23 protein-coding genes and 2 tRNA genes are annotated in these 25,580 nt (G+C 49.5%); 3 read left to right on the top strand and 22 right to left on the bottom strand.

Features of this window, described 5'->3' with window-relative positions:
* Positions 1 to 112: 112 nt before the first annotated feature.
* Positions 113 to 871 carry a hypothetical protein gene (locus ABYP33_RS04950; RefSeq protein ID WP_373089004.1) on the bottom strand — a complete coding sequence of 253 codons (759 nt, stop codon included), beginning with the start codon at positions 869 to 871 and terminating at the stop codon, positions 113 to 115.
* 120 nt (positions 872 to 991) lie between these two features.
* Between ABYP33_RS04950 and ABYP33_RS04945 the strand changes: the two genes are divergently transcribed.
* Positions 992 to 1,960, top strand: coding sequence for a tRNA-dihydrouridine synthase (locus ABYP33_RS04945; protein ID WP_373089002.1), 969 nt, complete (start codon positions 992 to 994; stop codon positions 1,958 to 1,960).
* Positions 1,961 to 1,963: 3 nt separating this feature from the next.
* On the opposite strand, the gene ABYP33_RS04940 is transcribed toward ABYP33_RS04945, so the two are convergent.
* The 9 genes from ABYP33_RS04940 to ABYP33_RS04900 all read right to left on the bottom strand — a co-directional run bounded on the left by ABYP33_RS04940 (position 1,964) and on the right by ABYP33_RS04900 (position 12,591).
* Positions 1,964 to 2,440: a DUF2505 domain-containing protein gene (locus ABYP33_RS04940; RefSeq protein WP_373089000.1), complete on the bottom strand. Its 477-nt coding sequence runs from the start codon at positions 2,438 to 2,440 to the stop codon at positions 1,964 to 1,966.
* Between the two features lie 70 nt (positions 2,441 to 2,510).
* A complete protein-coding gene (locus ABYP33_RS04935) occupies positions 2,511 to 2,921 on the bottom strand; it encodes a DUF6691 family protein (protein WP_373088998.1) in 411 nt (136 codons plus the stop codon).
* The gene (locus ABYP33_RS04930) at positions 2,918 to 3,358 is read right to left on the bottom strand and encodes a YeeE/YedE family protein (RefSeq protein WP_373088996.1); all 441 of its coding nucleotides are present in this window, start codon (positions 3,356 to 3,358) and stop codon (positions 2,918 to 2,920) included. The genes ABYP33_RS04935 and ABYP33_RS04930 overlap by 4 nt, the downstream gene beginning before the upstream one ends.
* Before the next feature lie 306 nt (positions 3,359 to 3,664).
* A complete protein-coding gene (locus ABYP33_RS04925) occupies positions 3,665 to 5,158 on the bottom strand; it encodes a DUF3336 domain-containing protein (RefSeq protein WP_373088994.1) in 1,494 nt (497 codons plus the stop codon).
* Between the two features lie 370 nt (positions 5,159 to 5,528).
* Entirely contained in the window at positions 5,529 to 7,169 is a 1,641-nt protein-coding gene (locus ABYP33_RS04920) for an EAL domain-containing protein (RefSeq protein WP_373088992.1), read from the bottom strand.
* 9 nt (positions 7,170 to 7,178) lie between these two features.
* Complete coding sequence (locus tag ABYP33_RS04915) at positions 7,179 to 8,408, bottom strand: ATP-binding protein (protein WP_373088990.1); 1,230 nt, start codon at positions 8,406 to 8,408, stop codon at positions 7,179 to 7,181.
* Positions 8,401 to 9,375, bottom strand: a complete 975-nt coding sequence (locus ABYP33_RS04910) for a DUF3369 domain-containing protein (RefSeq protein WP_373088988.1) — start codon at positions 9,373 to 9,375, stop codon at positions 8,401 to 8,403. Before ABYP33_RS04910 ends, ABYP33_RS04915 begins: the two co-directional genes overlap by 8 nt.
* Positions 9,362 to 10,936 carry a sensor histidine kinase gene (locus ABYP33_RS04905; RefSeq protein WP_373088986.1) on the bottom strand — a complete coding sequence of 525 codons (1,575 nt, stop codon included), beginning with the start codon at positions 10,934 to 10,936 and terminating at the stop codon, positions 9,362 to 9,364. The genes ABYP33_RS04910 and ABYP33_RS04905 overlap by 14 nt, the downstream gene beginning before the upstream one ends.
* A 287-nt stretch (positions 10,937 to 11,223) precedes the next feature.
* The gene (locus ABYP33_RS04900; protein ID WP_373088984.1) at positions 11,224 to 12,591 is read right to left on the bottom strand and encodes an ABC1 kinase family protein; all 1,368 of its coding nucleotides are present in this window, start codon (positions 12,589 to 12,591) and stop codon (positions 11,224 to 11,226) included.
* A gap of 165 nt (positions 12,592 to 12,756) precedes the next feature.
* Here ABYP33_RS04900 and ABYP33_RS04895 point away from each other — a divergent pair, with 165 nt between their 5' ends.
* Positions 12,757 to 13,599: an acetoacetate decarboxylase family protein gene (locus tag ABYP33_RS04895; RefSeq protein WP_373088983.1), complete on the top strand. Its 843-nt coding sequence runs from the start codon at positions 12,757 to 12,759 to the stop codon at positions 13,597 to 13,599.
* Positions 13,600 to 13,622: 23 nt separating this feature from the next.
* Here the strand turns inward: ABYP33_RS04895 and ABYP33_RS04890 are convergent, their stop codons facing one another.
* The 8 genes from ABYP33_RS04890 to ABYP33_RS04855 all read right to left on the bottom strand — a co-directional run bounded on the left by ABYP33_RS04890 (position 13,623) and on the right by ABYP33_RS04855 (position 21,736).
* The gene (locus ABYP33_RS04890; RefSeq protein ID WP_373088981.1) at positions 13,623 to 14,285 is read right to left on the bottom strand and encodes a MarC family protein; all 663 of its coding nucleotides are present in this window, start codon (positions 14,283 to 14,285) and stop codon (positions 13,623 to 13,625) included.
* Positions 14,285 to 15,310 (bottom strand): quinone-dependent dihydroorotate dehydrogenase, encoded by a 1,026-nt coding sequence (locus tag ABYP33_RS04885; RefSeq protein ID WP_373088979.1) that lies wholly within the window; start codon positions 15,308 to 15,310, stop codon positions 14,285 to 14,287. Before ABYP33_RS04885 ends, ABYP33_RS04890 begins: the two co-directional genes overlap by 1 nt.
* Positions 15,311 to 15,382: 72 nt before the next feature.
* Positions 15,383 to 16,012, bottom strand: a complete 630-nt coding sequence (locus ABYP33_RS04880) for a phosphoadenosine phosphosulfate reductase family protein (protein ID WP_373088977.1) — start codon at positions 16,010 to 16,012, stop codon at positions 15,383 to 15,385.
* A gap of 125 nt (positions 16,013 to 16,137) precedes the next feature.
* Entirely contained in the window at positions 16,138 to 18,807 is a 2,670-nt protein-coding gene (pepN, locus tag ABYP33_RS04875; protein WP_373088975.1) for an aminopeptidase N, read from the bottom strand.
* An 18-nt stretch (positions 18,808 to 18,825) separates the two neighbouring features.
* Complete coding sequence (locus tag ABYP33_RS04870; RefSeq protein WP_373088973.1) at positions 18,826 to 19,665, bottom strand: DUF2797 domain-containing protein; 840 nt, start codon at positions 19,663 to 19,665, stop codon at positions 18,826 to 18,828.
* A 4-nt stretch (positions 19,666 to 19,669) separates the two neighbouring features.
* Positions 19,670 to 19,942 carry a YeaC family protein gene (locus ABYP33_RS04865; RefSeq protein WP_373088971.1) on the bottom strand — a complete coding sequence of 91 codons (273 nt, stop codon included), beginning with the start codon at positions 19,940 to 19,942 and terminating at the stop codon, positions 19,670 to 19,672.
* 47 nt (positions 19,943 to 19,989) lie between these two features.
* On the bottom strand, positions 19,990 to 20,850 hold the full coding sequence (locus tag ABYP33_RS04860) for a rhomboid family intramembrane serine protease (protein WP_373088969.1): 861 nt from the start codon (positions 20,848 to 20,850) through the stop codon (positions 19,990 to 19,992).
* Complete coding sequence (locus tag ABYP33_RS04855) at positions 20,843 to 21,736, bottom strand: NAD(+) kinase (protein WP_373088967.1); 894 nt, start codon at positions 21,734 to 21,736, stop codon at positions 20,843 to 20,845. Before ABYP33_RS04855 ends, ABYP33_RS04860 begins: the two co-directional genes overlap by 8 nt.
* A gap of 90 nt (positions 21,737 to 21,826) precedes the next feature.
* On the opposite strand from ABYP33_RS04855, the gene ABYP33_RS04850 reads away from it, so the two are divergent.
* Complete coding sequence (locus ABYP33_RS04850) at positions 21,827 to 22,795, top strand: DUF1853 family protein (protein ID WP_373088965.1); 969 nt, start codon at positions 21,827 to 21,829, stop codon at positions 22,793 to 22,795.
* On the opposite strand, the gene ABYP33_RS04845 is transcribed toward ABYP33_RS04850, so the two are convergent.
* The 4 genes from ABYP33_RS04845 to ABYP33_RS04830 form a co-directional block, all read right to left on the bottom strand.
* A complete protein-coding gene (locus ABYP33_RS04845; RefSeq protein ID WP_373088963.1) occupies positions 22,792 to 23,697 on the bottom strand; it encodes a 1-aminocyclopropane-1-carboxylate deaminase/D-cysteine desulfhydrase in 906 nt (301 codons plus the stop codon). The genes ABYP33_RS04850 and ABYP33_RS04845 overlap by 4 nt on opposite strands.
* A 19-nt stretch (positions 23,698 to 23,716) precedes the next feature.
* Positions 23,717 to 25,114 carry a hypothetical protein gene (locus ABYP33_RS04840; RefSeq protein ID WP_373088961.1) on the bottom strand — a complete coding sequence of 466 codons (1,398 nt, stop codon included), beginning with the start codon at positions 25,112 to 25,114 and terminating at the stop codon, positions 23,717 to 23,719.
* 176 nt (positions 25,115 to 25,290) lie between these two features.
* Positions 25,291 to 25,367, bottom strand: a tRNA-Asp gene (locus ABYP33_RS04835).
* A 78-nt stretch (positions 25,368 to 25,445) separates the two neighbouring features.
* Positions 25,446 to 25,522, bottom strand: a tRNA-Asp gene (locus ABYP33_RS04830).
* Positions 25,523 to 25,580 lie beyond the last annotated feature (58 nt).

The raw sequence follows: 25,580 nt of genomic DNA, 5'->3' as shown, positions 1-25,580 counted from the left end.
TCTCAGCTCGTGCGCGGAGCCGACAGCTGCCGAGTATACTATTGAATCAGTGACGCAAATATTAAGTAAATTCAATAATGTATGCTATGCATATGCTTAAAAATGGCCCAACTTAAAACCGCAACAGCAATACCACGCGCTGCTCACCCCGCTCCAGAGTGAGGGCCAACTGCTCAATATTTGCTAAAACACCATATATATCTGTCAGCGCTTCACTGCTGGCCAATGATAATCCATTAATCGCAACGACTCGGTCACCAGCTCGTAAAGCTAACGTTTCGAATAGGGCCTGATCTTTACCCGGCGACAAATAGTAGCGCCGCTCACCCAAAGGGTCGACCCTAACCTCGATATCGACAGCCCCCCGCAAAGACAGTGGGCGCTGGTATAAACGCTGGCGGTAATCGGCGATCAACTTCCTTGCCGCAGGATTATTCCGCAAATCGACAATCCGCGGCTCAGCCAAATTTAATGCATCATATTGCGCAATATTGAGCGCAAATATGTCACCTGCAGACGTCAATAGCGGCGCCAACAAAGCGTAGCCGCCACAATTATTAATTAGCACAGAATCATCAAGGATCTTGGCAAGCACCACACAGGGCAAAATAGTCTCGCCCGCGCGCAGCTGCTGTACATCACTGCCGATCTTGAGCTGGGCAAACGCGCCGCCCTCGTCATGACCGAGTGTCAGAAGCTGAAGCTTGCGACGTGGCCGAGGGTCCTCACCAAATGTACTGGCATTATCGGCATTAAAAATCATCTCCTCTTCACTCGCCGCATCATTCGCCGGGGACAAAGTATTTAGCATCACTAGTAACATCGCCGTCACACCACCAATACTCAATGCCTGAAGCCACTTCAACAACACATCAACCTCCGCTAGCCAAATTCAAACCACGCCTCATATACGAGACAATACCGGTATCAGATAATTACTGTAGGCCCACCACTGAGGTACAATAGCGCTTTTGGGCAATGACTCCCTGTAATGCAACTACATCTCGCCCCAATGGAAGGCGTTGTTAACGCCCGTATGCGCGCCCTGCTTACCGCTGTGGGCGGCATAGATCGCTGCGTAACCGAATTTGTCCGAGTTAGCGACCAGCTATTGCCGCCACGGGTATTTCACCGCTTGTGCCCCGAGCTTAATAACAACGGTCTCACGCCCAGCGGCGTGCCCGTTTACCTGCAATTACTCGGCGGCGACCCAGGGCCAATGGCTGAAAATGCAGCCCGCGCAGCCAGCCTAGGCGCTCCCGGTATCGACACCAATTTTGGCTGTCCCGCAAAATGCATTAATCGGCACCGCGGCGGCTCAGTTTTATTAGACGAACCAGAGCTACTACACCAAATCATTAGCGCTATGCGTGCGGCTGTACCAAAAGAAATACCTGTGACCGCAAAGATTCGCCTTGGTTTTAAGGACAGTAGTCGACTCACTGAAATTATCGCCGCTATCAGCGAAGCGGGCGCGAACGGTATCACCATTCACGCCCGCACCAAAGAGGATGGCTACAAACCACCTGCGCGCTGGCACCAACTTGCGCAAGCACACAAAATCACAAATATACCTATTATTGCCAACGGCGAAGTGTGGAGCCCCACAGACTTTACGCAATGCCGAGCCCAAAGCCATTGCGAAGATGTGATGCTGGGCCGAGGACTACTAGCGCGGCCGGATCTCGCCCTCGAAATCAAATCAGTATCAAAAGGTTTGCACTATAAGCGCGACACCTGGCCCGCAGTATTACATCTTGTTGAGGCTTTATTTGCAGACAGCATTGTAAATTGTGCACCGCGCCATGTCGGCGGACCTATAAAACAATGGCTGGGTTACTTGCGCAGAGAATACCAAGAAGCGCAGCTATTATTTGAGCGAATTAAACGCCTAAACACCGCTGCAGATATTACGGCGGCGCTAGACGAACACCGCCACTACCTAGCCATAGCAGCCTAAAGGCTAAGCAGTTAGCTTCGCTTTCAGATAATTCAGCTCATCCAAAGCGCCATCGTCGGTCTGAGACAGCACGTACTTTTCGACCTTACCGCCCACCAAGGGGATTTTCGCCTTGCAGTGATGACTCACAATGTACTCACAACCCGACGCCGTCGGCAGCAAAGACATTGTCGCACCCAGCTGCACTGGCTGTTTTTTAATCTCGATGCTCATCTTACCTTCCCAACCACCGTCTTTATGCTGCCAGGTTTCAACAAACACCAAGCTTTGCTGAGAATTAAACACCCGAGCCAAAACCGACGGTAACTCGCGTACCACCTCTCGACTCATTTTAACCGTGACCTGCTCGCCACGCTCTTCCACATCGCACTCGGCACTCAATTCACCTAGCGCTATACTGCGCTCTACGCGAAAATCCGGGTCACACAACAATGCCCAAACCTCATCAATACTGCGGTCAAACTGACACCTAACAGCCATAGTGCATCCTCAAAAATTGCATTATTTTTATCAACACTGCCAGTTTAACCTATCAATTCAGTCTGGCACACTATTTCTCAAACACCCGCTTATGCAACAACATGCCCGAAAACATTGCCAGCGCAAAAACCAGAAATGAGCTTGCCCCCGTTAGTAAGGCAGCAAGTGCTGGTGCGGGGCATAAGCCACTCAACCCCCAACCCGCACCAAACAAAACCGCACCCAATATTAACTTAATATCGACATCTTTCTTTGTTGGCAGAGCAAAGGTGTCGGCGAACCGGGGCTTTTGCTGCTTAAACACCACAAAAAAGCCAGGTGTGGTAATAAGGAGTGCAGCCCCCATCACTAGGGCGAGGCTAGGATCCCACTGCCCAGTAATATCCAAAAAGTTTTGGACTTTAGCCGGATTTGCCATGCCCGACACGGTAATTCCGGCGCCAAATAAAGCGCCCGCAAACACTACAAATAAGCGGCTCATACACCCCCTCCCAACAAATGACGCACAACAAATACCGTTACTACGCCACTCGCCATAAATACCGCTGTAGCGACCATTGAGCGTTGTGAAAATCGTGAAATTCCACACACTCCGTGACCTGACGTGCAGCCGCCCCCCATTCGGGTGCCAACACCAACCAATAAGCCGGCTACGACTAACACCGGCGTCGACGCGACGCGCTGCACACTCTCCAGGGCACCACTGAAATAAGCGGCCAATATTGCCCCAAGAAAGAATCCAAGTAAAAAGCTCAATCGCCAACTCCGCTCATCGCCGCGCTCACTTAGCGCCCCAGCCACGATACCGGATATACCTGCAATTCGTCCTTTAGACCACATTAATATGACAGCAGCTAAGCCAATTAAGCTGCCCCCAATTATTGCCAGCCAAGGTGTAAACACTGTGCTTTCAACCATCGCTACAAACTCCTAACATTAGCGCAAATCTGCTTTAAAAGCCTTTCGAGAGGTAAGCAAAAATATACCCCCCACGGTATTAAGCAGTATACCTTTATCACCACCAAACACCAGCGATCAAGACCAAACAGCAATTGTTTCACGCTACGCAATATTCTCGTTATTTAACCTAGTCAATGCTGGACCTAAAGCCCCGAATATAGCGCAAGCTTACACCAAGCCCAGAAGCAAAAAGCCCCAGTATTTCTACTGGGGCTCGTATACGGAACAAAGACTGGACTAGGCTATATAAGAATCTAGAAATAACTAGGCGCGAACTTTACTCCGCGTCATTTCCCCGCCGAGATGGTGGGGCTTAGACTGAGACAATCGACTAAACTCCTCCGCCTCATAAACTTCCAGTATCTGACTGAGCCTGCGACTTATTTTCGTACTCGCACGAATCATTTCCAGCTTGGGCCAGGTCGCCCGCTCACCCTCAAGTATAAAGAACTGCAATTCCTCCGGCTTTAACTCAGTCAATAGCTTGCGGGGATCAAAAAAGCGGTATCGAGGAATAATATTAATATCGCCCGTGTACTCCTGATTAATCACAGAATAGACAATATTGGCAATCCGCCGCACCCGAGGTGAATTTTTGAAATACTTTCTCGCAACACTGCTACCGACTTTAGAGACTTCTTTGAGGCTGCGCCCACCCAACTGACGTAACGCTGGTATTAAACCGCTATTTTCCGTTTTGGCGTCGTGTACAGCCCATAAAACGATGGGGTTGGTCTGACTTACAATAAAGTGGTTAACACCATACAGACGAGCAAGTCGCTTAGCAGGAAGATCATCACTTACCGAGCCATCAATCCAGCGCCGAGTAGCGAGGTAAGGCTGAGGGTGACCGTGCACATTTTTGGCTTCAAGCATGACTGGCGGATAAATTCCGGGAACCGCGCACGACGCCAGAACCGCCTTACGAATATAAACATTGGGGGACGCGATCGCATTCAAAAGCCGAGAGGTCTGATGTACGTCGGAGGGCGAAATGGAAATATTAATATGGCGACCCGTCCGCTCAAAGGCTTCTTGAAAAGTAATATCAGGAATCAATTTAGCGATTTTCTCTTTTAATAGCTGATGATTAATCCGTGGCGAGGACTCAGACAATCGACCATTGACCAAAGCAACCTCGGTCAGTAAAACCTTGCCCAAATTGTCTGCGTCAAGAAAATGCTTTAATTCCTCATCTGTCCGCGTACCCAATACCGCAGCGATCATTGAGCCAGCACTCGAGCCAGAAATAACGTCCGGCAATAAATCCTGCTCAACTAGCGCCTTGACAACACCCACGTGGAAATTGCCCAGCACCGCACCACCACTCAGCATTAACGCAGATTTACCGTAGCATTTATTAGCGCGCCTGAAGAAATCTAATCGCTCGAGAAAACTGGGGTGATCTGAATCAAGCTGAGCCAGATGATCAAGTGAGTCGCTTATTGCGTCAACATAATCGTGAACCAGCTGCTTGGTACCAAATTTCGCCCTAGCATACAAAACGGGCTTCCCCATCCCGCCCATATTGCCATGAATACCTTCATTCAAGGAAAAGAGCAGGCCAATATTGTCGTTGTTTTCGCGAAAATAACGCAGCCGCTCCAAGCGCGATCGAATTGACGCGTAGTCATAGAGGCTGGTCTTATCAATCTTTTTCCAGTGCTCTCTACCAGAACAGCGATCATGCTCTTTCGCTAGCGCTTTCCACTCCTCATAACTTGTTGAAAGCCGCAGTTTATTTTCTAGTTTCTTCACAATTTTCCCTATTCATCCAAACCACATACAGAGTTTATCAACAACACTGCTGTAAAACAGTAACGATCTTCAAGACGTAGACTTAGGGTGACTCCAAATACACTACCGACAAAATAAAACGCCGAAAAACCGACAAATCAACGAAATTAGTCAAATTTCTCTGCAAAATCTGTCAAAATTGGTGTATTTCTTAAAATGCTAACACGCCCTCTTGGCCAGCCTTATTTAATACTAGAATCTTATAACATGCCTTTGGGTAATGCTCTATGGCCCAAACTGCCGTTTTTAACAATAAGGTCACATGAACTCGGGGCGATCCGCCTAGATAGCTAGCAATTCACGGAATGCTGTTACGCCGCCGCACAGAAGCCTAGGCTACGCCCTGAAGGTCTTGCGGCTTGCCGTGTAAATGCCCCTGAGCATAATCAACGCCCAAGGCACGAAGTTGATCCATAATTTCTTGTCGCTCTACAAATTCGGCTATCGTTCTCTTGCCGAGCACATGACTAATGTCATTTATTGACCGCACCATGGCTTCATGAACGGGGTTTTTGTCCATATCATGCACAAAAAGCCCATCAATCTTGACAAAATCAACGGGCAACTCTTGCAGATAACCAAAGGACGACATTCCCGTACCGAAATCATCAAGAGCAAACTTCCCGCCCAATTCGTGTATTCGGTGAATAAAGCGAGTCACTACCGAGAAGTTCGTGATCGCCACAGTTTCAGTGATTTCAAAACAGATGATCTCTGGGTTAACCGTGCTGCGGCGCAGGCAGCGGTAAACGAACTCTAAAAATGACTCCTGACACAGGGACTGCCCTGAAATATTAATGGAATACATCACATTTTGCGTATTTAACTCGGGATTGCGCTGCAAATAGCTAAAGAAGCTTTTAATTACCCACCGGTCAATCTGAGGCATCAAGCCAAAGCGCTCTGCCGCGGGCATGAACTGGCCTGGACTGAGTACTTCACCGTTATAGCGCATTCGAACCAGTAGCTCGTTATATAATGCTGTACGTCGATTCTCATCCACCAGCGGCAAAATTCGCTCGGTTACCAAGCAAAAATCGTCCGCTGCTAGCGCTTTATTAATTCTATGCACCCAATCCATATCATCGTGCAAGCGACTAAGCTTCTTATCTCGCGTATCGTAAACATGCACCCGACCACGGCCGTCTTCCTTCGCTGAGTACATCGCCACATCGGCTTGACTCATCACGGTCTCACGGTCTAGTGAGTACTCGTCTACCAACACCACACCAACACTAATTGACACTTTATGCGCGATGCCGCTCCACAAAAAGGTCATGCGCTTCACCGCCTTCACGAGACGGCTTGCCACAGAACGAGCTTCAAAGGTGTCGACATTACTGAGCAAAACACCGAACTCATCGCCACCCAAGCGACACAACATATCACCGGTAAAAAGCTCTAGCTGCAAAGCCTGCGCTATATTTTTAATTAAATTATCACCAGACACATGCCCGCTGGTATCGTTAATCAACTTAAACTGGTCAATATCAATATAGAGTAAAGCATGAGTACGAGAACTCGTCGCCGCATCGTTAACAAGATTGGCCAAACGCCGTTCGAATTCCTTTCGGCCCATTAGCTCAGTTAATGGATCAAGCCCATTCTCACCGTCACCAAATAACTCTTCCTGGCTAGTAGCATTGGCGATAGCAATGCTATAGCCAATCTTGCTGCCGTCGTCGTCGAGCACATCAGACACTGACGCTAAATAGCGGCTTTCAATATTTGACGGCAGTACAACTAAAAGTGGCTTGCCATAATGACCGATACCAACTAATTGCTCGCTCAAAGCTCTGCCGTTCGGCACACTTACAAAAGGCAGCACTTCCGCGACATTTTTTCCTAACAATTCTACTAGTGGGAGGCCGGTTAGAAATTTAGCAGCCGCATTGACATAAGTAATACGGCCATGGAGGTCCACACACAAAAGACTGTGTGAAAGGTTATTAAGCACTAATTCCGCTCGCATTATTTTTTCCTACTCCGCCAAGGGGATAGTAAAGTAAAACGTAGAGCCTTTGCCTAGTTCAGATTCAAGCCATATCTTTCCGCCGTGCCAACGCACTATTTTTTCACAGATAGCCAAGCCAACCCCTGATTCTTTAACCACCCCTTCGCCACTGTCGCGGTGAAACAAGTTAAACAAGCCGCTGTGATGCTCTGGCGCGATGCCAATACCGGCATCACTGATTGAAAAAATCCAATTCCGCTCATGTGTCGTCGCGTTGATATAGATTTCAGGGGGCTTGCCTTCCGAGTAGCGAATCGCATTACCAATCAGATTCTGAAATAGTTGAGTCAATTGACGACGGCAAGCAAAAACTGTTGGCAACGTTTCGCAGTGCAAATTGGCATGGCTGACCTGAAACTCGCTATCCAAATTCAGCAGAACGTCACTGACAACAGAATTGCAGTCAACCATTTCCCGATTTTCATTAAAGCGACCGACTGACGTCAGCGCGACTAACTTATTTAAAGCTGACTGCATGGCATACACATTTTCGCGGATATCGAGAAATTCTTCTGCCAAACCTGTTGGAGGAAGCTCGTTTACCCTAGCGCCAATTTTACGCATTGCACCAACCACTTCGTTCAGCGGCATTTGTAAATCCCGAGCAGCCAAATGCGAGAGCTGCTCAATTTCATTAACCAGGCCAATAAGCTGATGACGACTTCTCGCCAACGCGATTAAATCTCGATAAGACGATAGCGCGGTATAAATAACCGAAAAGAGACGATCTTGGGTTAATTCCGTTTTCGCGCGATAATCATTAATATCGTAAACTTTCAACACTCGTCGCTCTGGCGCCAAACCTGGCTGACCTGTACGCAGAATAATACGCACAAAATGATTACCTATTTCTTGACGAATAAACCTCGCCACGTCCAAGCCTGCGCTGTCAGTTTCCATAACGACGTCGAGCAGAATAATTGCCGTGTCTGGATTTTCCTGAATCATCTGTCGCGCTTGCTCACCAGAGTAGGCGCTAACAAACTCCAAATGGCGACCCCCAAAACTAAAGTCATGAAGTGCCAAACGGGTGACTACATGAATTTCCTCCTCATCATCAACAATGAGGACTTTCCACGCATTCTTAGCTGTTGTCGCCGAATCCTGTGTCAGCATAGTACTTTGCTCGCTTGCCAGAATAAGCTCATCATTACCTGCCATTTTATCTGGGATTTCTTTGCTATTGGTATTAACCATGATTGTTCGACTCCAGCAACGCGACTGTCTCGTGGGCTATTGCAACGTTTCTTACAAACAGCTCAATCATTGCAATATCCGGAATTAAAAATACATCCTTCGCCGACACATACAGCAACTGCTCCATACCTGATTCTGTAATATAGTAGCTCACCCAGTAATTATCACCATAGTTGCTCGAGCGCTGCACAATTGCCGCGCTTAATCGATCGCCAACGTCGCTATCAAACGCTGAAATTTCGACTGTTCCTTCATAACCTGAATAGCAACCGGTAGCCGCCAGTATATTTAATGCATCACTTGCCGGCCGAGCCAACATTCCACAGGGCTGCACTAGCATGGCATCCTTATTTAAATACAGTAGTGCGGTTAGCTGCTGCAAAACCCCCTCAGAAAACACAGCCAAATTACGCCGCTCGAAAATATTGGCGGAGGCCTCAATGACTTTCAGCAAGCCAAGCCGATTATTCTCTAAGGCCATCAAGTCTCGATAAGAACACAAGCTGGTATACACTGTTGAAAAGAGCTTTTGCCTAGTTAACTCTGTTTTCTCTTTATAATCGTTTATGTCGTACTGCGTTATCACTTCCAGCTCAGGCGCTTGGCCAGGTTGTCCGGTGCGCAACACAATACGCACAAACTTATTATTTAACTCCCGACGAATATAGTGCACGAGATCAAGTCCAGCATGATCTGTTTCCATTACCACGTCGAGTAGGATTAAGGCGATATCATCGTGTTGAGCAAGTTGCTCTCGTGCTTCTGCAGCAGAATAGGCACTAATAAAAAGTAAACCACGCCCCGCTAATTCAAACTCTGCCAAGGCTAAACGCGTAACCGAATGAACCACCGCCTCATCGTCAACCAACAACAACTTCCATGACTCTAGACCGCTATCAACCTCGGTGGCTGTCGGCTCCGCTGCAAATTGCAACTTATCACCATCGTTTACGTCAAACTGACTCATATAACCCTACCTTAGCGACGTCTGGGGGAAAGAAAAGACTTATACAGCTCCCCTTCCCCACCTCACTGTCAATTTTGATTCGCCCACAAAGCTGCTGAGTTATCAAGTTAAACACGATATGCAAACCCAACCCACTGCCGCCACTACCTCGTTTTGTTGTGAAAAAGGGGTCGCAGACTCTAGCCAAATGCTCGGCGGGAATTCCGCTTCCGTCATCGTTAAACTGCAGCGATATTTCCCCAGCTTCGGACATCCCAACCTTCAATGATAAATTGCCATCTTCGCCGTTTGGATAGGCGTGATTAATCGCGTTCATCACTAAATTGCTTACGATTTGCGATATGGCGCCAGGGTAAGAGCGAATTATCAAGTTTTCATCACATTCTAGCGTGTAATGCAGACCAGCTTTCCTTACTTGCGGGTAGAGGCTTTGCATTACCTCACCCAAATATTCGCCAAGATTAAAACGCCTAATCTCACTGTTACACTGATCCACCGCAACACGTTTAAAGCTTTGAATTAAGCCAGCCGCCCGCTCAAGATTGCCCAGAATCATCTTAGTTGCTGATATGGTTTGTTCCCAATACAGGCGCAACGCCGACTGTGTTAAATCGCCCTGCTCATATCGCGCTCTGGCATTTTCGGTATTAGCCTGCAAGGTCGACGCAGCCGTCACTCCGACGCCAATAGGCGTATTGATTTCATGAGCAACACCGGCAACTAAGGCGCCAAGCGACGCCATTTTTTCGGTATTGATAAGCTGCTGCTGCGTCTGCTTTAAGCGCTGCAAAGTGCTACTCAATTCACGATTACTGACGTCAACCTCGCAAATTCGTAATTCCAGCTCTCTACGCGCATTAAGCACCTCTTGGTCGCGACGCTCAACATCAGCAATCATGTCATTAAAATTATCGCAGAGCTGACCAAATTCATCGTCAGCGAACTTATTCGCGCGCAAACGATAATCCCGATTGCGGCGAACCAAGCTTATAACCTCAAGCAAGCTCACTATTGGGAGCAATAGTTGCCGACCCAACCACGACGAAAAGCCGAAAGCAAAAAGCACGCTAACCGCCATCATTAACGCTGCCAACCACCAAATGGAGTGAATATAATCACTTAGATATTGATTATTAGTATGCAGCACAAGTTGCAAGCCATCGTGCTGAGCACTCGGCACCGCAACACGGAAATCATTCATTGACAAAGCAGGTAACTCTGGAAGACAAGCGCTCCCCCCCTGCTCAGCTTTATACATATACAAAAGCTTAGTCACTGGTTCGCCAGAATAAGCACAAATCGCCGCAATACTGGTGTCTAGCGCTAGCTTATGCACTGCCGATTCAAAGGCGTCAAGATCGCCCTGCTTAAGTATTTGCCCGAGCAAGCCCGCTATAACAGGGTATTTTTCTTGTCGGCTAGAATTAGATACACTTACCGCTAACAGTATACACATGCCGACAATCAAGCCACCGGCCATCAAGTTACTGGCGATAAGCGACCAAGCAAGCTTGCGGTCAAAGCTCGTTGTCGCTAAAAAATGGCGCAATTCAGTCGTCATTCCAATAACAGCACATAAAAACCCCCGTCTCGGTGACACTTAACACAGGAGAGCCACTGAAATACGGCTCAACTGCAACAGGCTGACTATGAAGCTAACTGTACTGCTTATATAGCTATATATAAAATAGTGTCATCTACTTACAAAAAATGCCGCTAATGCACCGAAGTGCTTGATTTCATGGGGACTTGGAATGGTCTTTCCGTATTATTAAGGTATTTGATTAAGAGGTAGGCTAAGGCAATATCATCGCCAAAGCCCCAAACTGAATTACTCGCCGAATAGATTCAGTGCAAAAAGAAGTCGACCCGGTCATCGTGGAAAATGTCAGCGCCAGGAGCCAACAGCTCCATGTAGCGATCAAAATACAGAAACTGCTTTAATAGCATCGTAAATGCCCGGGGAAAGCGAATACCGTAGGTTCTGGCAATATCACCTAATTCACTCAACAATGAGGTAATACCATCTGTTTGTTTGTTTTCGAGAACTGCCTGAGGGTCCAAGGCATTTAGACCATCAAATAAATTACGAATATCTCGGGTCAATGCGACTTCATCAACCACCTCACGGGTAATACCGACACTAATCATCGATTGCGCCATCAACTCATAGTTTCGTTCACTAATCGCCATGAATAAACTAAATATAGCCTGCCACGCCTCAGGCTGAATGCGACCAACCATACCAAAGTCAATAAACCCGACCCTACCGTCATTGAGCAGTAATAAATTGCCACTGTGTAAGTCGGCATGGAAAAACGCACACTGGGTCAGGCTCGCAAACCATGTATTGAGTGCGTTAAACAGGCTGTTGGCTCGGTCAAACCCTACCTCGCCCTTCGCCACGTCATTATTCAGTGCCGTGCCATACAAGCGTTCCATCGTCAGCACCTTTCGAGAGGAGGCTTGACTATAAGGCTTTGGCGCAAGTACATGATTATTGCCACTTTGCAACAAGAACGCGCGAAACTGCGTTAAATTATCTGCTTCTTTGTAAAAATCGCACTCGTCGATCATAGATTGGTACATTTCTTCTACCAACCCAGCTACAGCGTCTTTGTCAGTATTGGGTAAAATCAATTCAAACAAGCGAATACACAGGTATACCGCATTCATATCCGTCGTTAAAATCGTCTGCACTCCAGGCTTTTGCACTTTAACCACAACGTCTTCACCGGTGACCAAGCGCGCCGCGTGTACCTGCGCAATAGAGGCCGACGCCAAGGCCTTTTCATCGAAATGAGCAAACACCTCGGCAATAGGCTGGCCAAGGTCCTCTTCGATAATCTGTTTGATTTTATTAAAGGGTAGCGACGGAGTTTGATCTAGACAAAACTGAAATTCGTCTACATATTCCTTTGGAAAGATAGAAGGTGAACTAGCAATAAACTGGCCGAACTTAATATAAGTGGCGCCTAAATCCTCAAAAAGCTCGCGTAGCTCCCGCGGACTTGGTTGGCGGCGGCGCAACAGACACTTTAGCGCCCTAGGCGAGACTGCTGATGCGGTTTGCAACACCCGCCACGACCCCCTCAGGCCAAACTCTGCCAAACTGATGCGCCGACCGGAGGTATCGGCCGCCGCACTTAAGAATTTCGTCTTCGATGCAGCCTGCATCACCTTTTCCCTGACGCTACTGGAAAGCTTTTTAGCCATTTTTCCTTAATCCTCTGCGGGCCAGTGCCCGAAAATAATACTGCCGATTCAAGTAACACCATTGTAATCAGATAGTGCCGCGCTGTGCGTTACACTTCTATTACTCAACACCTTCAGCTCACAAACCAAAACACGAATAAACCGATAATAATGGAGTCATGGCTAATGCAGGATACCCGCATCTTATACACTGAGCAGCGCGTTAGCGCTGCCGAGCAAGAACAAGTAACAGACACCCTATGCAGTAAAACCAACGCCCGGGAATATCAAATAAACGGGCAGACCGTCACCCTCCCCGTCAACGTTAACAACGCCGCGATGCTCATGAATATGTTTACGGTCAATGCCGCTAAAGCGCAAGCACTCATAGCCGACAGCGGATTTAAGGTTGTTGAAATACTGCCCGGAACGGCGCTCATGCAATTGCTCGCCGTCGACTACCGAGAAAACGATTTAGGCGACTACAACGAAGCCGCCATTGTTTTTCCCGTCACCACGCCCGGCGAACGCAAGTCACTGCCATTTTTTGGCGCATTAAGCCGAATGATGCGCGGCCAGCTTGGCAATTTTGTCTACCGCATGCCCGTCAATCAAGACTTTACCACCCATGCTGGACGTTTTATCTGGGGCTTTCCAAAATGGGTTTGTCACGTCGACATTGATTTTGGGCCGAAAACTGCCTTTGCGCAGCTTCATGACGAAGGTCACGCCGTTTTCAGCATTAGCGCGCCAACAGGTGGCAAAACCGTCGCTAAACCACAGCGAGCACCGTCATTGGCGATTCGCAACAAACAAGCTTGGAAAACAATGGGCATTACCGAAGGCGAGGGCTTAAGTTTCAAACTCGGCGGACAAGTGCCTGAGATCGGTGAGCAGCACCCCCTAGCAATGGTATTGCGCAATCTCGGCCTACCCAAAAAACCTCTATTTAGTTTATCAATCCGCAAAGCCAAAATGCAATTTGATGGCCCAGAGCTGGTGAACATCGGAGAGCCCTTTGAACGCTAGCCCCTCCCTGTAACACACGGTGCTTAGCTGGCGACCAAACCCGCCAGCAAACCACTTTGGGCAATACCGTCAAATAAAAACTGCATCGCCAAGGCGCAGAGCAATACCCCAAATACTCGGCTAATCATATGCATGCCGGTAACGCCCAACCAATTTTGCAAACGACTCGCCAGCAATAATGCCCCCAGAGTCATCGTCATCACCAACAGCAAAGCAACCACGACCGCGCCCTGCTCAAGGAAATTGCCCTCGGCATGGGCCATTAACAAAATCACCGCACCAATAGCACCGGGACCCGCAATCAGCGGCGTCGCCAAGGGAAACACAGCAATGTCCGCCTTCTCTTCAGCTTCCATATCTTCATCGGTGGTGGTCGTGGTGGCCCCACTGCCTTTTACTGTAACGAGGTCGATACCAATTAATAGCAGCAAAATCCCACCGGCCGCGCGTAACGCCGCCAGCGAAATCCCCAAGGCATTCAGTATCATCTCCCCCAGTACCGCAAACGCCAACAATATCCCTGTGGCGATCAACACACCGCGAAGCGCTGTACGAGCGCGCTCTTTCGCGGACAGACTACCCGTTAGCGCAGCAAACATGGCGGCGACGTCAATAGGCCCAATGGTGGCAAAAAAAGTGGTAACCGAGACGCTAAAAGCCTCAATAACAGTGCTACTCAATACCATTAGGCAGCCTCAGTCTTTGCAATAGCGGCTGCCGCCTCCGCAATTAAAGCCGGGCCGCGATATATAAAGCCGGTATAAATCTGAACCAGAGATGCCCCCGCCGCAATTTTTTCAGCCGCTGATTCCCCGTCACTAATACCGCCCACGCCGATGATAGGCAGACGGCCCTGCAAGGCGTCAGCCAATATTCGAATAACCCGAGTTGAGCTGTCTCGTACCGGCCCGCCACTCAAGCCCCCTATCTCGTCGCCATAAGGTAAACCGACAACAGCATCGCGGGCAATGGTGGTATTGGTGGCAATAACACCATCAATACCCTGCTCAACAAACACCTCGGCAACCTTGCGGATATCCTCCTCAGCCATATCCGGCGCTATCTTTACCGCCATTGGCACATATTTACCGTGGGTGTCGGCCAGGCTTAATTGCGCCTTTTTTAATGCCGCCAACAAGTCGATTAATGGCTGCCCAAACTGTAAATCCCGCAAACCAGGCGTGTTTGGTGAAGACAAATTAACGGTGATATAACTCGCATAGGGATACACGCTGCGCAAGCCAAGTAGATAGTCATCTACGGCACGCTCGGCTGGCGTGTCTTTGTTTTTACCAATATTAATACCCAACACCCCGGTAAAGCCGCTGGCTTTAACCTGAGCTAGCAAATGCTCAAGGCCAAGGTTGTTAAAGCCCATACGATTAATAATCGCTTGGGCTTCCGGCAGCCTAAATAGACGCGGCTGCGGATTACCAGGCTGCGCCAATGGGGTCACCGTGCCAACTTCAATAAAACCGAAACCCAAGGCCGCCAAGCCATTGATATGTTTAGCGTCTTTGTCTAGACCTGCAGCTAAGCCCACTGGATTAGGGAATTCGATTCCCATAACAAGACGGCTCCGGCTGGGTATCGGACGCGCCAACAAGCCACTTAAGCCACAGCGTTCAAGCAGAGAGATTAAAACTAAAGATAGATGGTGAGCGCGCTCAGGAGACAAACAAAACAATAAACAGCGTAAAACAGCATACATGAGAAAAACCTTATCTAGAAAGCCGCAGAAACCCCGAATTCAGCGAAAAGAGGAATTCATTCCTCCTAAAAATTACGCTGAAGTATGCAAACCGCACTCACGGTTCTCTGCCACTTTGGTGGGGTCGAAATAATGCTTACAGCTTGGCAGTTTGTGTTCACTCATATAAGCCTGCACATCAGCCTCGGTCCAGTAAAAAATCGGGGCGACTTTCAGAATACCGCGACCATCCCATGACAATATATCGAGATTTTGTCTAAACTCCGTCTCCTCCTTGCGAATACCCGTCACCCATATCTTGGGCGCCAATTCCGCAAAGGCACGATTAAACGGCTCTAATTTAACTTGGCGGGTAAACTCCCGGTGCAGCTCAGGGTTGTCATCTGGGTGCGGAATTCCGCCCATAATGGCATTGCGATGCTCTGCGGTAATCAAAGGAACATAGGGCTTGATATTCGGTTTGAGCAGTTTTATCAATTGCTCGGCAACCCGGTAAGCGTCTGGCACATTATAACCGCTGTCTGCCCAAACCACCGGCATTTCAGGGGCCGTATCGGTTACAAGCTTCAGCATCACCGCCGCATTCGGTGAAAAGCTGGTAGACGCCATTATCGGCTCATTTAATGACACCGCCCAGCGAATAATCTCCTCGGCGGAGGCATTGCGCAGCGTACTATTTAAGGCGTCGAGATCAAGATCCATAATTTTGTCTATAAAAGCATTAAGAGGTCGGCGACTTTAGCACAGCAGCCCCCAAAATATAAATAAAAATCTTTAAAATCATACACTTATAACAAATACGAATATAGTTATAACAAAAGCAATGCTTATTCCTCGCGATACTCCTGGACACTTTTTGACACCACCTCATACACATCACTAGATAAATCCGGCTGCGCTAAAATTCGCTGTAATTCCGCACACATTAGCTGCTGCGCCGCCGGTAAATATTTCCGCCACTTGGTCAGCGGCACCAGTAAGCGCGACGCAATTTGTGGGTTGCTGCGGTTTAGCACAATAACTTGATCGGCAAGGAAGCGGTAACCGGCACCATCTTCGCGGTGAAAATTAACACTATTCTGTCCACAAAATGCACCAATTAAGGCCCGCACTTTATTGGGATTACGAATATCGAAGGCCGGGTGCGCCATCAGGCCTTGAACTGTTTCAAGCGTGCCTGGCAAGCGACACATGGCTTGCACTTGGAACCACTGATTAATAACCAAGGGCTCGTGCTGCCAATTTTGATAAAAGCGCTGAAGCGCTTCAGCCTTATATGGCGCAGTGCTGTTTACCAGTGCATTAAGCGCCGCTAAACGATCTGTCATATTTTCACTGTATTCAAATTGGCGAGTCGCAAGCTCACTGCCGGTGTCGTCATTTAATAACATCAGATATGACAATGCGGTATTTTTCAGGCTGCGCTGGGCTATCTGTCCGGCATCTGCAGCATAAACGGCATTGCTGGCACAGCGCGAATAACACGCCAGTAATTCCCCACGTAAGGCCTGAGCTATTGCCAAGCGCAAAGTCTCGCGAGCGCGGTGAAGACCAAGCACATCAACAGGGTGGAATATCTCAGCCAAATACGCTTCGGAGGGCAGCTGCAGCATCATTGCCACCATTGCACCATCGAGGGATTCATCGCTAAGCAACGCCCGGCAGGCGTCTAAATAAGCTGGTTCAGGTACGACATCACGCTCAGCAGCAATATCAGCAAGCGCTTGACTAAGCTCCGCCAAGCCCAGTTGCTGACTGGCATCCCAGCGACAGAAACCGTCGCTGTCACTGCTCATCAAGCGCAATAATTGCTCACGACTATAATCAAATTCCAGTTTCACTGGTGCAGAAAAGCCGCGCAGCAAGCTTGGTACCGGCTCTTCTTTAATTCCGGTGAAAGTAAAACTCTGCTCGGCCTTCGTCACGTTCAATACCATTTCAGTATTGTCTGCGGTTTCAGTATTCGGCACCGCATCCTGTAACTGCAAAGCGAGCTGACCGGCCTCCCCCAATAGCGCCACAGCAAAGGGAATATGAAACGGCGCCTTTTTACTCTGGCCTGGCGTTGCCGGACAGGACTGCTGCACATGCAGAGTATAAGTTTGTGCTGCAGCGTCATACTCAGCACTTACCATCAGCTTGGGCGTACCTGCCTGAGAATACCAATTGCGGAACTGGCCCAGATCTACACCACTAGCGTCTTCCATTGCCAACACGAAGTCTTCGCAGGTAACCGCCTGGCCATCGTGACGATCAAAGTACAGGTCACTACCCTTGCGGAACCGTTCTGGCCCTAACAGCGTGTGAATCATGCGCACAACTTCAGCGCCCTTTTCATACACCGTCACAGTGTAAAAATTAGAAATTTCAATAAAGGAATCTGGGCGAATCGGATGCGCCATTGGCCCAGCATCTTCGGCAAATTGCGCGGTGCGTAGCAGAGTAACATCCTCTACGCGCTTGACTGTTGGCGACCCCATATCAGCAGAAAACTCAGCATCCCGGAAGACCGTAAAACCTTCTTTTAAACTGAGCTGAAACCAATCGCGACAAGTGACCCTATTACCAGACCAGTTATGGAAATACTCGTGAGCTACTACCCCTTCAACCCGCTGAAAGCCCACGTCTGTGGTGGTTTCTGGCTTAGCCAATACACAGGAAGTATTAAAAATATTGAGACTCTTGTTTTCCATTGCCCCCATATTAAAATCGTCGACGGCCACAATATTGAAAATATCGAGATCGTATTCTCGGCCATAAACTTCTTCGTCCCAACGCATTGCGTTTTTAAGGGACACCATTGCGTGCTCACATTTATCCGCGTCTTTATCTTCAACGTAAATTTTCAATGCCACATCGCGACCACTCATGGTCTTAAACCGGTCTTCCACACAGGCCAACTTGCCAGCAACCAAGGCAAATAAATAAGCGGGTTTAGGAAATGGATCCTGCCAAACCGTTTTATGGCGCCCGTCGGCTAATACCTCCGCCGTGCTTAAATTGCCGTTAGACAGGAGTACCGGATAGCGCTGGACATCGGCAATAATCTCAACCGTGAACACCGACATAACATCTGGGCGATCCAGGTAATAGGTAATTTTGCGAAAACCCTCGGCCTCACATTGAGTACAAAACATACCGCTGGATTTATACAAACCTTCCAGCGAGGTATTGTCTTGGGGGCGAATGCGGGTTTCACAGCTGAGCACAAACTCGGCGGGCACACTAGCAATAATCAATTGCTCGCCACTTTGCGTCCATTCACTGGCATCAAGGGCGCGACCGTCAATAGCCAGCGAAATCAGCGCCAACTCGGTACCGTGGAGCGCGAGCGGCGCATTGCTTATGGTCGACGCTGGGTTGCGACGAATATGCAATTGCGAAGAGACCTTGGTGCTTTCTTCACCTAACTCAAATACCAGTGCAGTCGTATCAATCAAATACGCGGGAACTTGATATTCACTTAAATAAATCGTACTCGGCTGCGCGTCGCGCATGTAACTTCTCCTGAGCCGCTATGACTCACTACTTAATGCCAGGTGGTAACCGGCGTATTTGCGGATATTAATCACGCCCGTGTCAAAAATCAGGTACTGCCCCTTAATCCCCATCAACGTGCCTGCAATATTAGGCACTTTGTCTAAATTAAAGGATTTTACTTTAAGGGGATATTCACTCACCGGATATTCAATATGCTGTACCGGGACATCGCTTATTGGCTGAATTGCCTGTAAGCCAAAGCGCTGCTGCAGGGCAGCAATGTCGTCGGCGCACTCCACGGCAAGCGCATCACGTCGCGCAGCTAAATCAACACTGTCTGGAGAGCCTTTTAACATGGCCTGCCAGCTGGTTTTATCGGCAACGTGATTTTTGTAAAGGGTTTCCACTAGCCCGGACTGCAGTCGGGTGCTAACGCGAAAAATCGGCAAGGCGCTAACTGCGCCTTGATCAATCCAACGGGTGGGCACCTGAGTGCCTCGCGTAATTCCAACTTTTACACCCGATGAGTTAGCCAAATACACGACATGATCAATCATGCAATGACTTTCGCCCCACTCAGGCTCCCGACACGTCCCGGCCGCATAGTGGCATTTTTCTGGGCTAACAATACAAATATCGCACTGCGCCAAGCGCTGAAAACAGGGGTAGCAATAACCTTGATTAAAGCTCTTTTTAGTCAAGCGGCCGCAGTGTACACAATTAATTTGGCCCTGAAAATCCAGGGTCAGCGTCTTGCCGATAAGCGCATTCATAGGCACTAGCTGATCGCCAATCGGCATACTGTAAGTGGCCAAAGCACCGTCTAAATGGGTTTTCATTTTGGCCGCAGCGCCAGCGATAACACGTTCGCTCATGGGCTTACTCCGCCCACTTCAGAATCTGGTCACCATCATCGTGACGGTGGTCCTCGCCACACATTTCACCCTCGGCCTTTTTGCCACGATCGATATAACCTACCCGCTCGGTTTCATCCTGCATTTTAAGGTCATAGGCAATAACCCCAGCCATGCAGTGCTCGCGCTGTTCCACCGTTAAAACCCGACCGTCGGGCCATTTGCCAATTTCCACAGCACGCTTAAGCCCCTCGTAAATCGCCGGGGTAATATTGTCTACTAATTGTTCAAAATCCATCGATCACTCACTTCAAATAACTACTGGTCAAGCCGCGCCGCAGTATATCAGCTCGGGCCTGATTCGGGCTTACGATCTAACAAGGCGGCGGCCACTCCAAGAATTAGACCCAAAACCAAACCGCTGAGGTGCGCGGTGTTTGCCACTGCGCCCAGCCCAAGCAATTCAGTAAAGCCGGCCATACACACGAGCAACCAAACCACCATCACCACCGCAACGCCCTTAACCAAAGGAAATGGCGTCGCCGGTCGCAAGCGATTCCACACCACGATATAACCCAATAGGCCGTAAATCACACCGGACATACCGCCAAATAGCGACACGCCAATCATTGCCTGTGCAATATTGGAACCTGCCGCAATCAATAAAACCAGACCTAAAATGCGCACCGCACCCTGGCGCCGCTCGATCATGCCACCAAGTTCCCAAAGCCAGAGAGCATTAAAGACGATATGCATAAGACCAAAATGCAAAAAAGCCGGGGTAATCACCCGCCACAACTCACCCCGAGGCCACGCGCCCTGCAAATCGCCATCGACAATATGCAACTGATAAAAACTCAGCAGTGGCAGGATGTCAAAATGGCGATCAACTACCGGCAGGATACTCCCAAGCAAACTCAACAGTAATAAAACCACCACGACTGGCGCTGTCACCAAATTGCGATACCACGTTGATGGCACCTTCGCAGTGACCGCTGTCGACTCAAGTCTTAGCTCAAGGTCGCCAGACTGCAGGCGCTCGTATAAGTCTTTGACCTGCGTCACATGTGACTCCGCACCAACCCACACCACCAACATCCCCCGCTCTTCACTAATTCGATGGGGCACCGATAACTGCGATAAGAGTACCGAAAATTCTGATAGATCCGTGGTAACCGGAAGACGCAAACCGACAAACTCAGACATCTTCATCCTCTTTACCAATCTGCCCACCCCAACCCAATTTATCACGACAACTTGCATAAAAACTGTGATCTAAAGGGTGCACCAAACGCATCTTATGGGGCTTTTTACGCACATAAATAATATCACCGGGCTGGGTAGTAATACGCAATTGACCGTCACACGTTACCGGCGGTTGAACCACATTATTCCTACCTACCACCATCTTGATCTCGCTTTTACCGTCAATCACGATCGGCCGACTGCTCAAGGTGTGCGGGAACATAGGGACAATCACGATGGCATCCAAGCGCGGGTGCATGATTGGCCCCCCCGCCGACAAGGAATACGCAGTGGAACCGGTGGGCGTCGCAATGATTAAGCCGTCAGAACGTTGGCGGTAAACAAACTCGCCGTCTACATAGAGTTCAAACTCCATCATATGCCCCGAGGTACCCGAATTCAGCACAACATCGTTGAGGGCGTCACCCTTGCCAACAGGCTGACCGTCGCGCATGACTTCAACGTCGAGCAAAAATCGCTTTTCTAAACGGTATTGGCCATTGAGGACAGCACCAACTTGGCTTTCTATGTCATCTGGCGAAATATCAGTTAAAAATCCAAGCCGTCCGCGATTTACGCCAAGTACTGGCGCGCTATGTCTTGCCAAGGTACGCGCCGCCCCCAGCAAACTACCGTCTCCTCCCACTACAATAATGAGGTCGCAAACCTCACCAATCATACGACGAGTAGAGACGCGCAAACCATGTTCTGGTAAAAGCTCAGAAACCGCCTCATCGAGCACCACACTAAGGCCTCGGCGTTGTAAAAAGTCGATCAAGCGCCGCAGCGTCTCCGCCACACCGTTGCCCTCACGGCCGATCACACCTATATTGCGAAACTGTTCCATAATACCTACTGTTTGTACTTGGCCGCTTATTATACAGAAGCACGCTCAATATGGCCGCTGTGCTAAAGTCTGAGACACAATAGCGCGTTAATGCAAACGAAACACCACCCTCTAATCAGTGAGCTTGCGCAATTAACGCGCTTTATACCCGACAATGAAGTCCTGGAGAAAACCATTTTTTCTGCAAATCAATATCCGTTTCGCTCCCCGTTAGTCACTGCGCTTGCCTGGAGTTGCTTCAGCCCGCCGCTGCTCACCAGTATGTATTGCGCTGAAACAAGGGTGGCGACACCGCAACTGCCTTTGACCGATGAACGCAAAGAATGGCTAAACGCACTTGATCGCGACGACCACGCGCTGCGCCAATATATGCAGGCGCACTGCCACAGCAAACGACTTGGGCTGGTTTTTGAAAGCCTCTGGCATTTTTTCTTGCAGGAAGACCCCACCACCGAATTAATAGCTCACAATATTCCCGTGCGCGATGGCAATAAAACCCTTGGTGAATTTGATGTTCTTTACTATTGCCACAATAGCCAACAAGCCATACACCTAGAACTGGCGGTAAAGTTTTTTCTCGGCCTCAATCCAAGCCAACAACAACCCTCACTCAGCCATTGGTTTGGCCCGAATCGCGCCGACCGGCTCGACCGCAAGCTCGCCCGCCTCAGCCAGCACCAATTGCCCCTTGCACACACCGCCGCGGGCCGCGACACACTGAGCAAATACGGCATTTCAGCACCGGCCCAGCAAATCCAAGTGAGCGGCACGCTCTTCCATCGCGACGACGAAAAAACCGCCCACCAAAGCCTGAACCCAATGCACCAACGCGGCCACTGGCAAACCCTAAGTGAATACATCGGTCTCACCGCGAGTAGCTCGGAATCGACGCCCTGGCGCTACCTCGCAAAACCGCACTGGCTCGAGGGCCAATATGCAAGCGCCGCTGACCTTAACGCGGAGCACCTTAAATTGGCTAGGGAACGACCTATTATGGCAATTAACGCGGAGCAACAACGCCTTTTTATTGTTCCCGACCAATGGCCAGAAGCGATCTAGGTTGCTCGAGACACCCCCTCAGGCAACTGGGGGTAGCCCCTACGCCCCTGCATGCCACCACTGTGAATAAGCAACACCCGAGCACCTTCGGCAAACTCGCCGTTATTAATCATACAATCCACGGCATAAGCCATCTTTGCGGTATATACCGGGTCAAGCCTAATACCGTAGCGCGCCTCAAAGTCGAGCATAAATTCTTGCAGCGGCGCCGATAACCGGGCGTAGGCGCCGCCATGAAATCGATGATCCAACGACCAGTTCGATCGATGATGATCGAGCGCGAACTGCAAGCGCTGAATATCCGCAGCCATATACGCCTCCGCTTTTAGCACCGGAATCCCGATAAGCTGAACCCCATCCGCGATCTGCGCTGATACGCCAGCCAAAGTTGTGCCGGTACCGCACGCTAACACCACGGCATGATAATCCTGCCCACTCCTCGGGATCAGCTCGACAATACCCCGACAACCCTGAGCACCCAGCACATTCGCACCGCCTTCAGGTATCAGGTAGGGGCGCTTATACTGGGACGCAAGCTCAGCGACAAACCCCGCCTCGTGACGACGGCGATAATCACTGCGACTTAAAAAATGTAAATGCATTCCCCATGCAACGGCGTCTTGCAAGGTTGGGCTTAAGTCACGCCCAGCATCAGCGCGAACGCAGGCCACCGCAGCAAGCCCCTGGTCTTGCGCAATTGCCGCCAAAGCATGAAGATGGTTGGAGAAAGCACCACCAAAGCTGAGTAAGGTTTCCGCGCCAACCGCTTTTGCCGCCGATAAATTCAGGGCCAATTTAAACCACTTATTACCCGGTGCTAGCGCATGCATTTTATCTAAGCGCAAGATGTCCACCGTCACGCCCTTCTTAACAAAAGCCCGCTGTATCAAACTCGACACCATTACCCTGCCGCTTTAATCATCAACGCAGGGAATCACTATGCTCATGGCAGCGATCACTTTCACCAGGCCGGAATAATCGAGGTCGCATAATTTTGGGTATCGGCTCACCGCAATACTGCCCATCGCTATCCCTATGGCGACAAATAGGCAGGCGATAATGCGCCAACCACTCGTGATATTGGCCATCTGGTACTTCGCAGCGTGATGCTACGTACGCTAGCGGATCGTTTAAATAGCCAGGCATTTCGTCCTGCGATATCACCAGATGCTCAACACCAGGATGGTAGGCGACAAAGACCACGCCTTTTTCAGACATCGTCTGCAGGAGCTGATTATCACTATTTAGCATTAAACCGCGATTCTGCTCACGCAAAACGCTTAACTCTCGGCGCAAATCAACTATTTCTTTGGCGCGCAAATACAGTTCACGCTCGCGATCGCGCAGCGGTTCAGCCAGTTCGACGGCCTGCTCTTTGAGCTGGCGCTCTAAATTTTCAGCATGCTCGGCGCGCAATACGGCTATTTGTTGCTTGTGATCACGACCGCCACGCTCCATTAACGCATCGATTTCTTCACTTTTTTGCGCAACGAGACGCTTCTGGCTGGCAAACCGCGACTCGAGCTTTTTAAATCTCACATTTAAATCAGCTAAATGTTCTTTTTGCGCCTTGATGACTAACTCGCGCTCACGCAATTGCGCTGTTAATTCCTCCCCTTGCTGATCCAGCTTGCGCTGGAAAGCCTCCGCTTGGGTGAGCAAATTTAATTTTTCAGCGTTGCGAGACGCCACTAGCTTAGCGCGATACCGTCGATTAAAGACTGGGCCAAGACTGCCATCAGCTAGCGATTGCTTCACCGTTGAGCGGGCTGCACGAGTGTTCGGCGCTTCCGCGGCTGCAGTCGTTACTGTAGCGCGGGCAGGATCAGCACCGGCCGGAGCTTTGAAAAAATCGGCAACCCCCAATTGCGGGGCCGCCCGACTATCGCGATCACTAATTATACCGAGCCGATTGCGCTCTGCAGCCGCAATCATACGTTGGAAAGTCCCACCAGAGCCCATGTCTGGATCCCAGAGTTGGCGACGATACCAGGCCACTGGGCAGGCACTGCGACAGGCAACCTTAATAGGACCAGCGCCAAGGTCCGGGCCATAGCTGGCGTGATCCAGCAAATGCCGCAGCGGAATATTCCAATTACCCGTTACCCGACCGCGGGTATCAAAGCTAATGGTAAAAAAAACCGCCCCTAAAATTTTGAGACTATCCTCTATCTGCACAAACGCCGCGTGCACTTCGTCGCCAGCAAAATCCGCAATACCGACCACATCATCTAATACCGCTTCAAACTCAGAAAAAAACATCTCTTTAGCGACACTGTCGTCTTTGAAGAAAACAACTGCCTCGGTTAATGCCCCCAAGTGAACCTCCCAGCTTTGCTGAATGCACGGCAGTAAGCGCTGATTACGAGAACGACCGATAGCGAAGCATTATAGAAACACAATAGAGAAGCGGATAGTAAAACCGAATAAAACCTGTGCTAGTGCAAATCGACGACGCACGCCAGATAAGCGCAAAGATAATAAAATAGGGAAGTTGGCGGACCGGACGGGACTCGAACCCGCGACCTCCGGCGTGACAGGCCGGCATTCTAACCAACTGAACTACCGGTCCAGAAACAGCATCAAACCTAATGCGATGCTGGCGCATCATTTAGGCAAGAAAAAAAATTGGGGAGGTCTAAATAAAAGTTGGCGGACCGGACGGGACTCGAACCCGCGACCTCCGGCGTGACAGGCCGGCATTCTAACCAACTGAACTACCGGTCCGCATACTTTTACACGATAATGGTGGGTGATGACGGGATCGAACCGCCGACCCTCTGCT

The sequence above is a fragment of the Zhongshania sp. genome (assembly GCF_041584495.1).
Classification (GTDB): domain Bacteria; phylum Pseudomonadota; class Gammaproteobacteria; order Pseudomonadales; family Spongiibacteraceae; genus Spongiibacter.
This window is presented reverse-complemented; position numbering and strand designations above follow the sequence as displayed.

Coding starts and splice junctions, on each gene's coding strand:
- ABYP33_RS04895 (WP_373088983.1), top strand. CDS start 12,757: ATGCAGGATACCCGCATCTTATACACTGAGCAGCGCGTTAGCGCTGCC.
- ABYP33_RS04855 (WP_373088967.1), bottom strand. CDS start 21,736: ATGGAACAGTTTCGCAATATAGGTGTGATCGGCCGTGAGGGCAACGGT.
- ABYP33_RS04910 (WP_373088988.1), bottom strand. CDS start 9,375: ATGAGTCAGTTTGACGTAAACGATGGTGATAAGTTGCAATTTGCAGCG.
- ABYP33_RS04870 (WP_373088973.1), bottom strand. CDS start 19,665: ATGAGCGAACGTGTTATCGCTGGCGCTGCGGCCAAAATGAAAACCCAT.
- ABYP33_RS04885 (WP_373088979.1), bottom strand. CDS start 15,310: ATGTATGCTGTTTTACGCTGTTTATTGTTTTGTTTGTCTCCTGAGCGC.
- ABYP33_RS04890 (WP_373088981.1), bottom strand. CDS start 14,285: ATGGTATTGAGTAGCACTGTTATTGAGGCTTTTAGCGTCTCGGTTACC.
- ABYP33_RS04880 (WP_373088977.1), bottom strand. CDS start 16,012: ATGGATCTTGATCTCGACGCCTTAAATAGTACGCTGCGCAATGCCTCC.
- ABYP33_RS04935 (WP_373088998.1), bottom strand. CDS start 2,921: ATGAGCCGCTTATTTGTAGTGTTTGCGGGCGCTTTATTTGGCGCCGGA.
- ABYP33_RS04915 (WP_373088990.1), bottom strand. CDS start 8,408: ATGGTTAATACCAATAGCAAAGAAATCCCAGATAAAATGGCAGGTAAT.
- ABYP33_RS04945 (WP_373089002.1), top strand. CDS start 992: ATGCAACTACATCTCGCCCCAATGGAAGGCGTTGTTAACGCCCGTATG.
- ABYP33_RS04920 (WP_373088992.1), bottom strand. CDS start 7,169: ATGCGAGCGGAATTAGTGCTTAATAACCTTTCACACAGTCTTTTGTGT.
- pepN (WP_373088975.1), bottom strand. CDS start 18,807: ATGCGCGACGCGCAGCCGAGTACGATTTATTTAAGTGAATATCAAGTT.
- ABYP33_RS04865 (WP_373088971.1), bottom strand. CDS start 19,942: ATGGATTTTGAACAATTAGTAGACAATATTACCCCGGCGATTTACGAG.
- ABYP33_RS04860 (WP_373088969.1), bottom strand. CDS start 20,850: ATGTCTGAGTTTGTCGGTTTGCGTCTTCCGGTTACCACGGATCTATCA.
- ABYP33_RS04850 (WP_373088965.1), top strand. CDS start 21,827: ATGCAAACGAAACACCACCCTCTAATCAGTGAGCTTGCGCAATTAACG.
- ABYP33_RS04930 (WP_373088996.1), bottom strand. CDS start 3,358: ATGGTTGAAAGCACAGTGTTTACACCTTGGCTGGCAATAATTGGGGGC.
- ABYP33_RS04940 (WP_373089000.1), bottom strand. CDS start 2,440: ATGGCTGTTAGGTGTCAGTTTGACCGCAGTATTGATGAGGTTTGGGCA.
- ABYP33_RS04845 (WP_373088963.1), bottom strand. CDS start 23,697: ATGGTGTCGAGTTTGATACAGCGGGCTTTTGTTAAGAAGGGCGTGACG.
- ABYP33_RS04905 (WP_373088986.1), bottom strand. CDS start 10,936: ATGACGACTGAATTGCGCCATTTTTTAGCGACAACGAGCTTTGACCGC.
- ABYP33_RS04900 (WP_373088984.1), bottom strand. CDS start 12,591: ATGGCTAAAAAGCTTTCCAGTAGCGTCAGGGAAAAGGTGATGCAGGCT.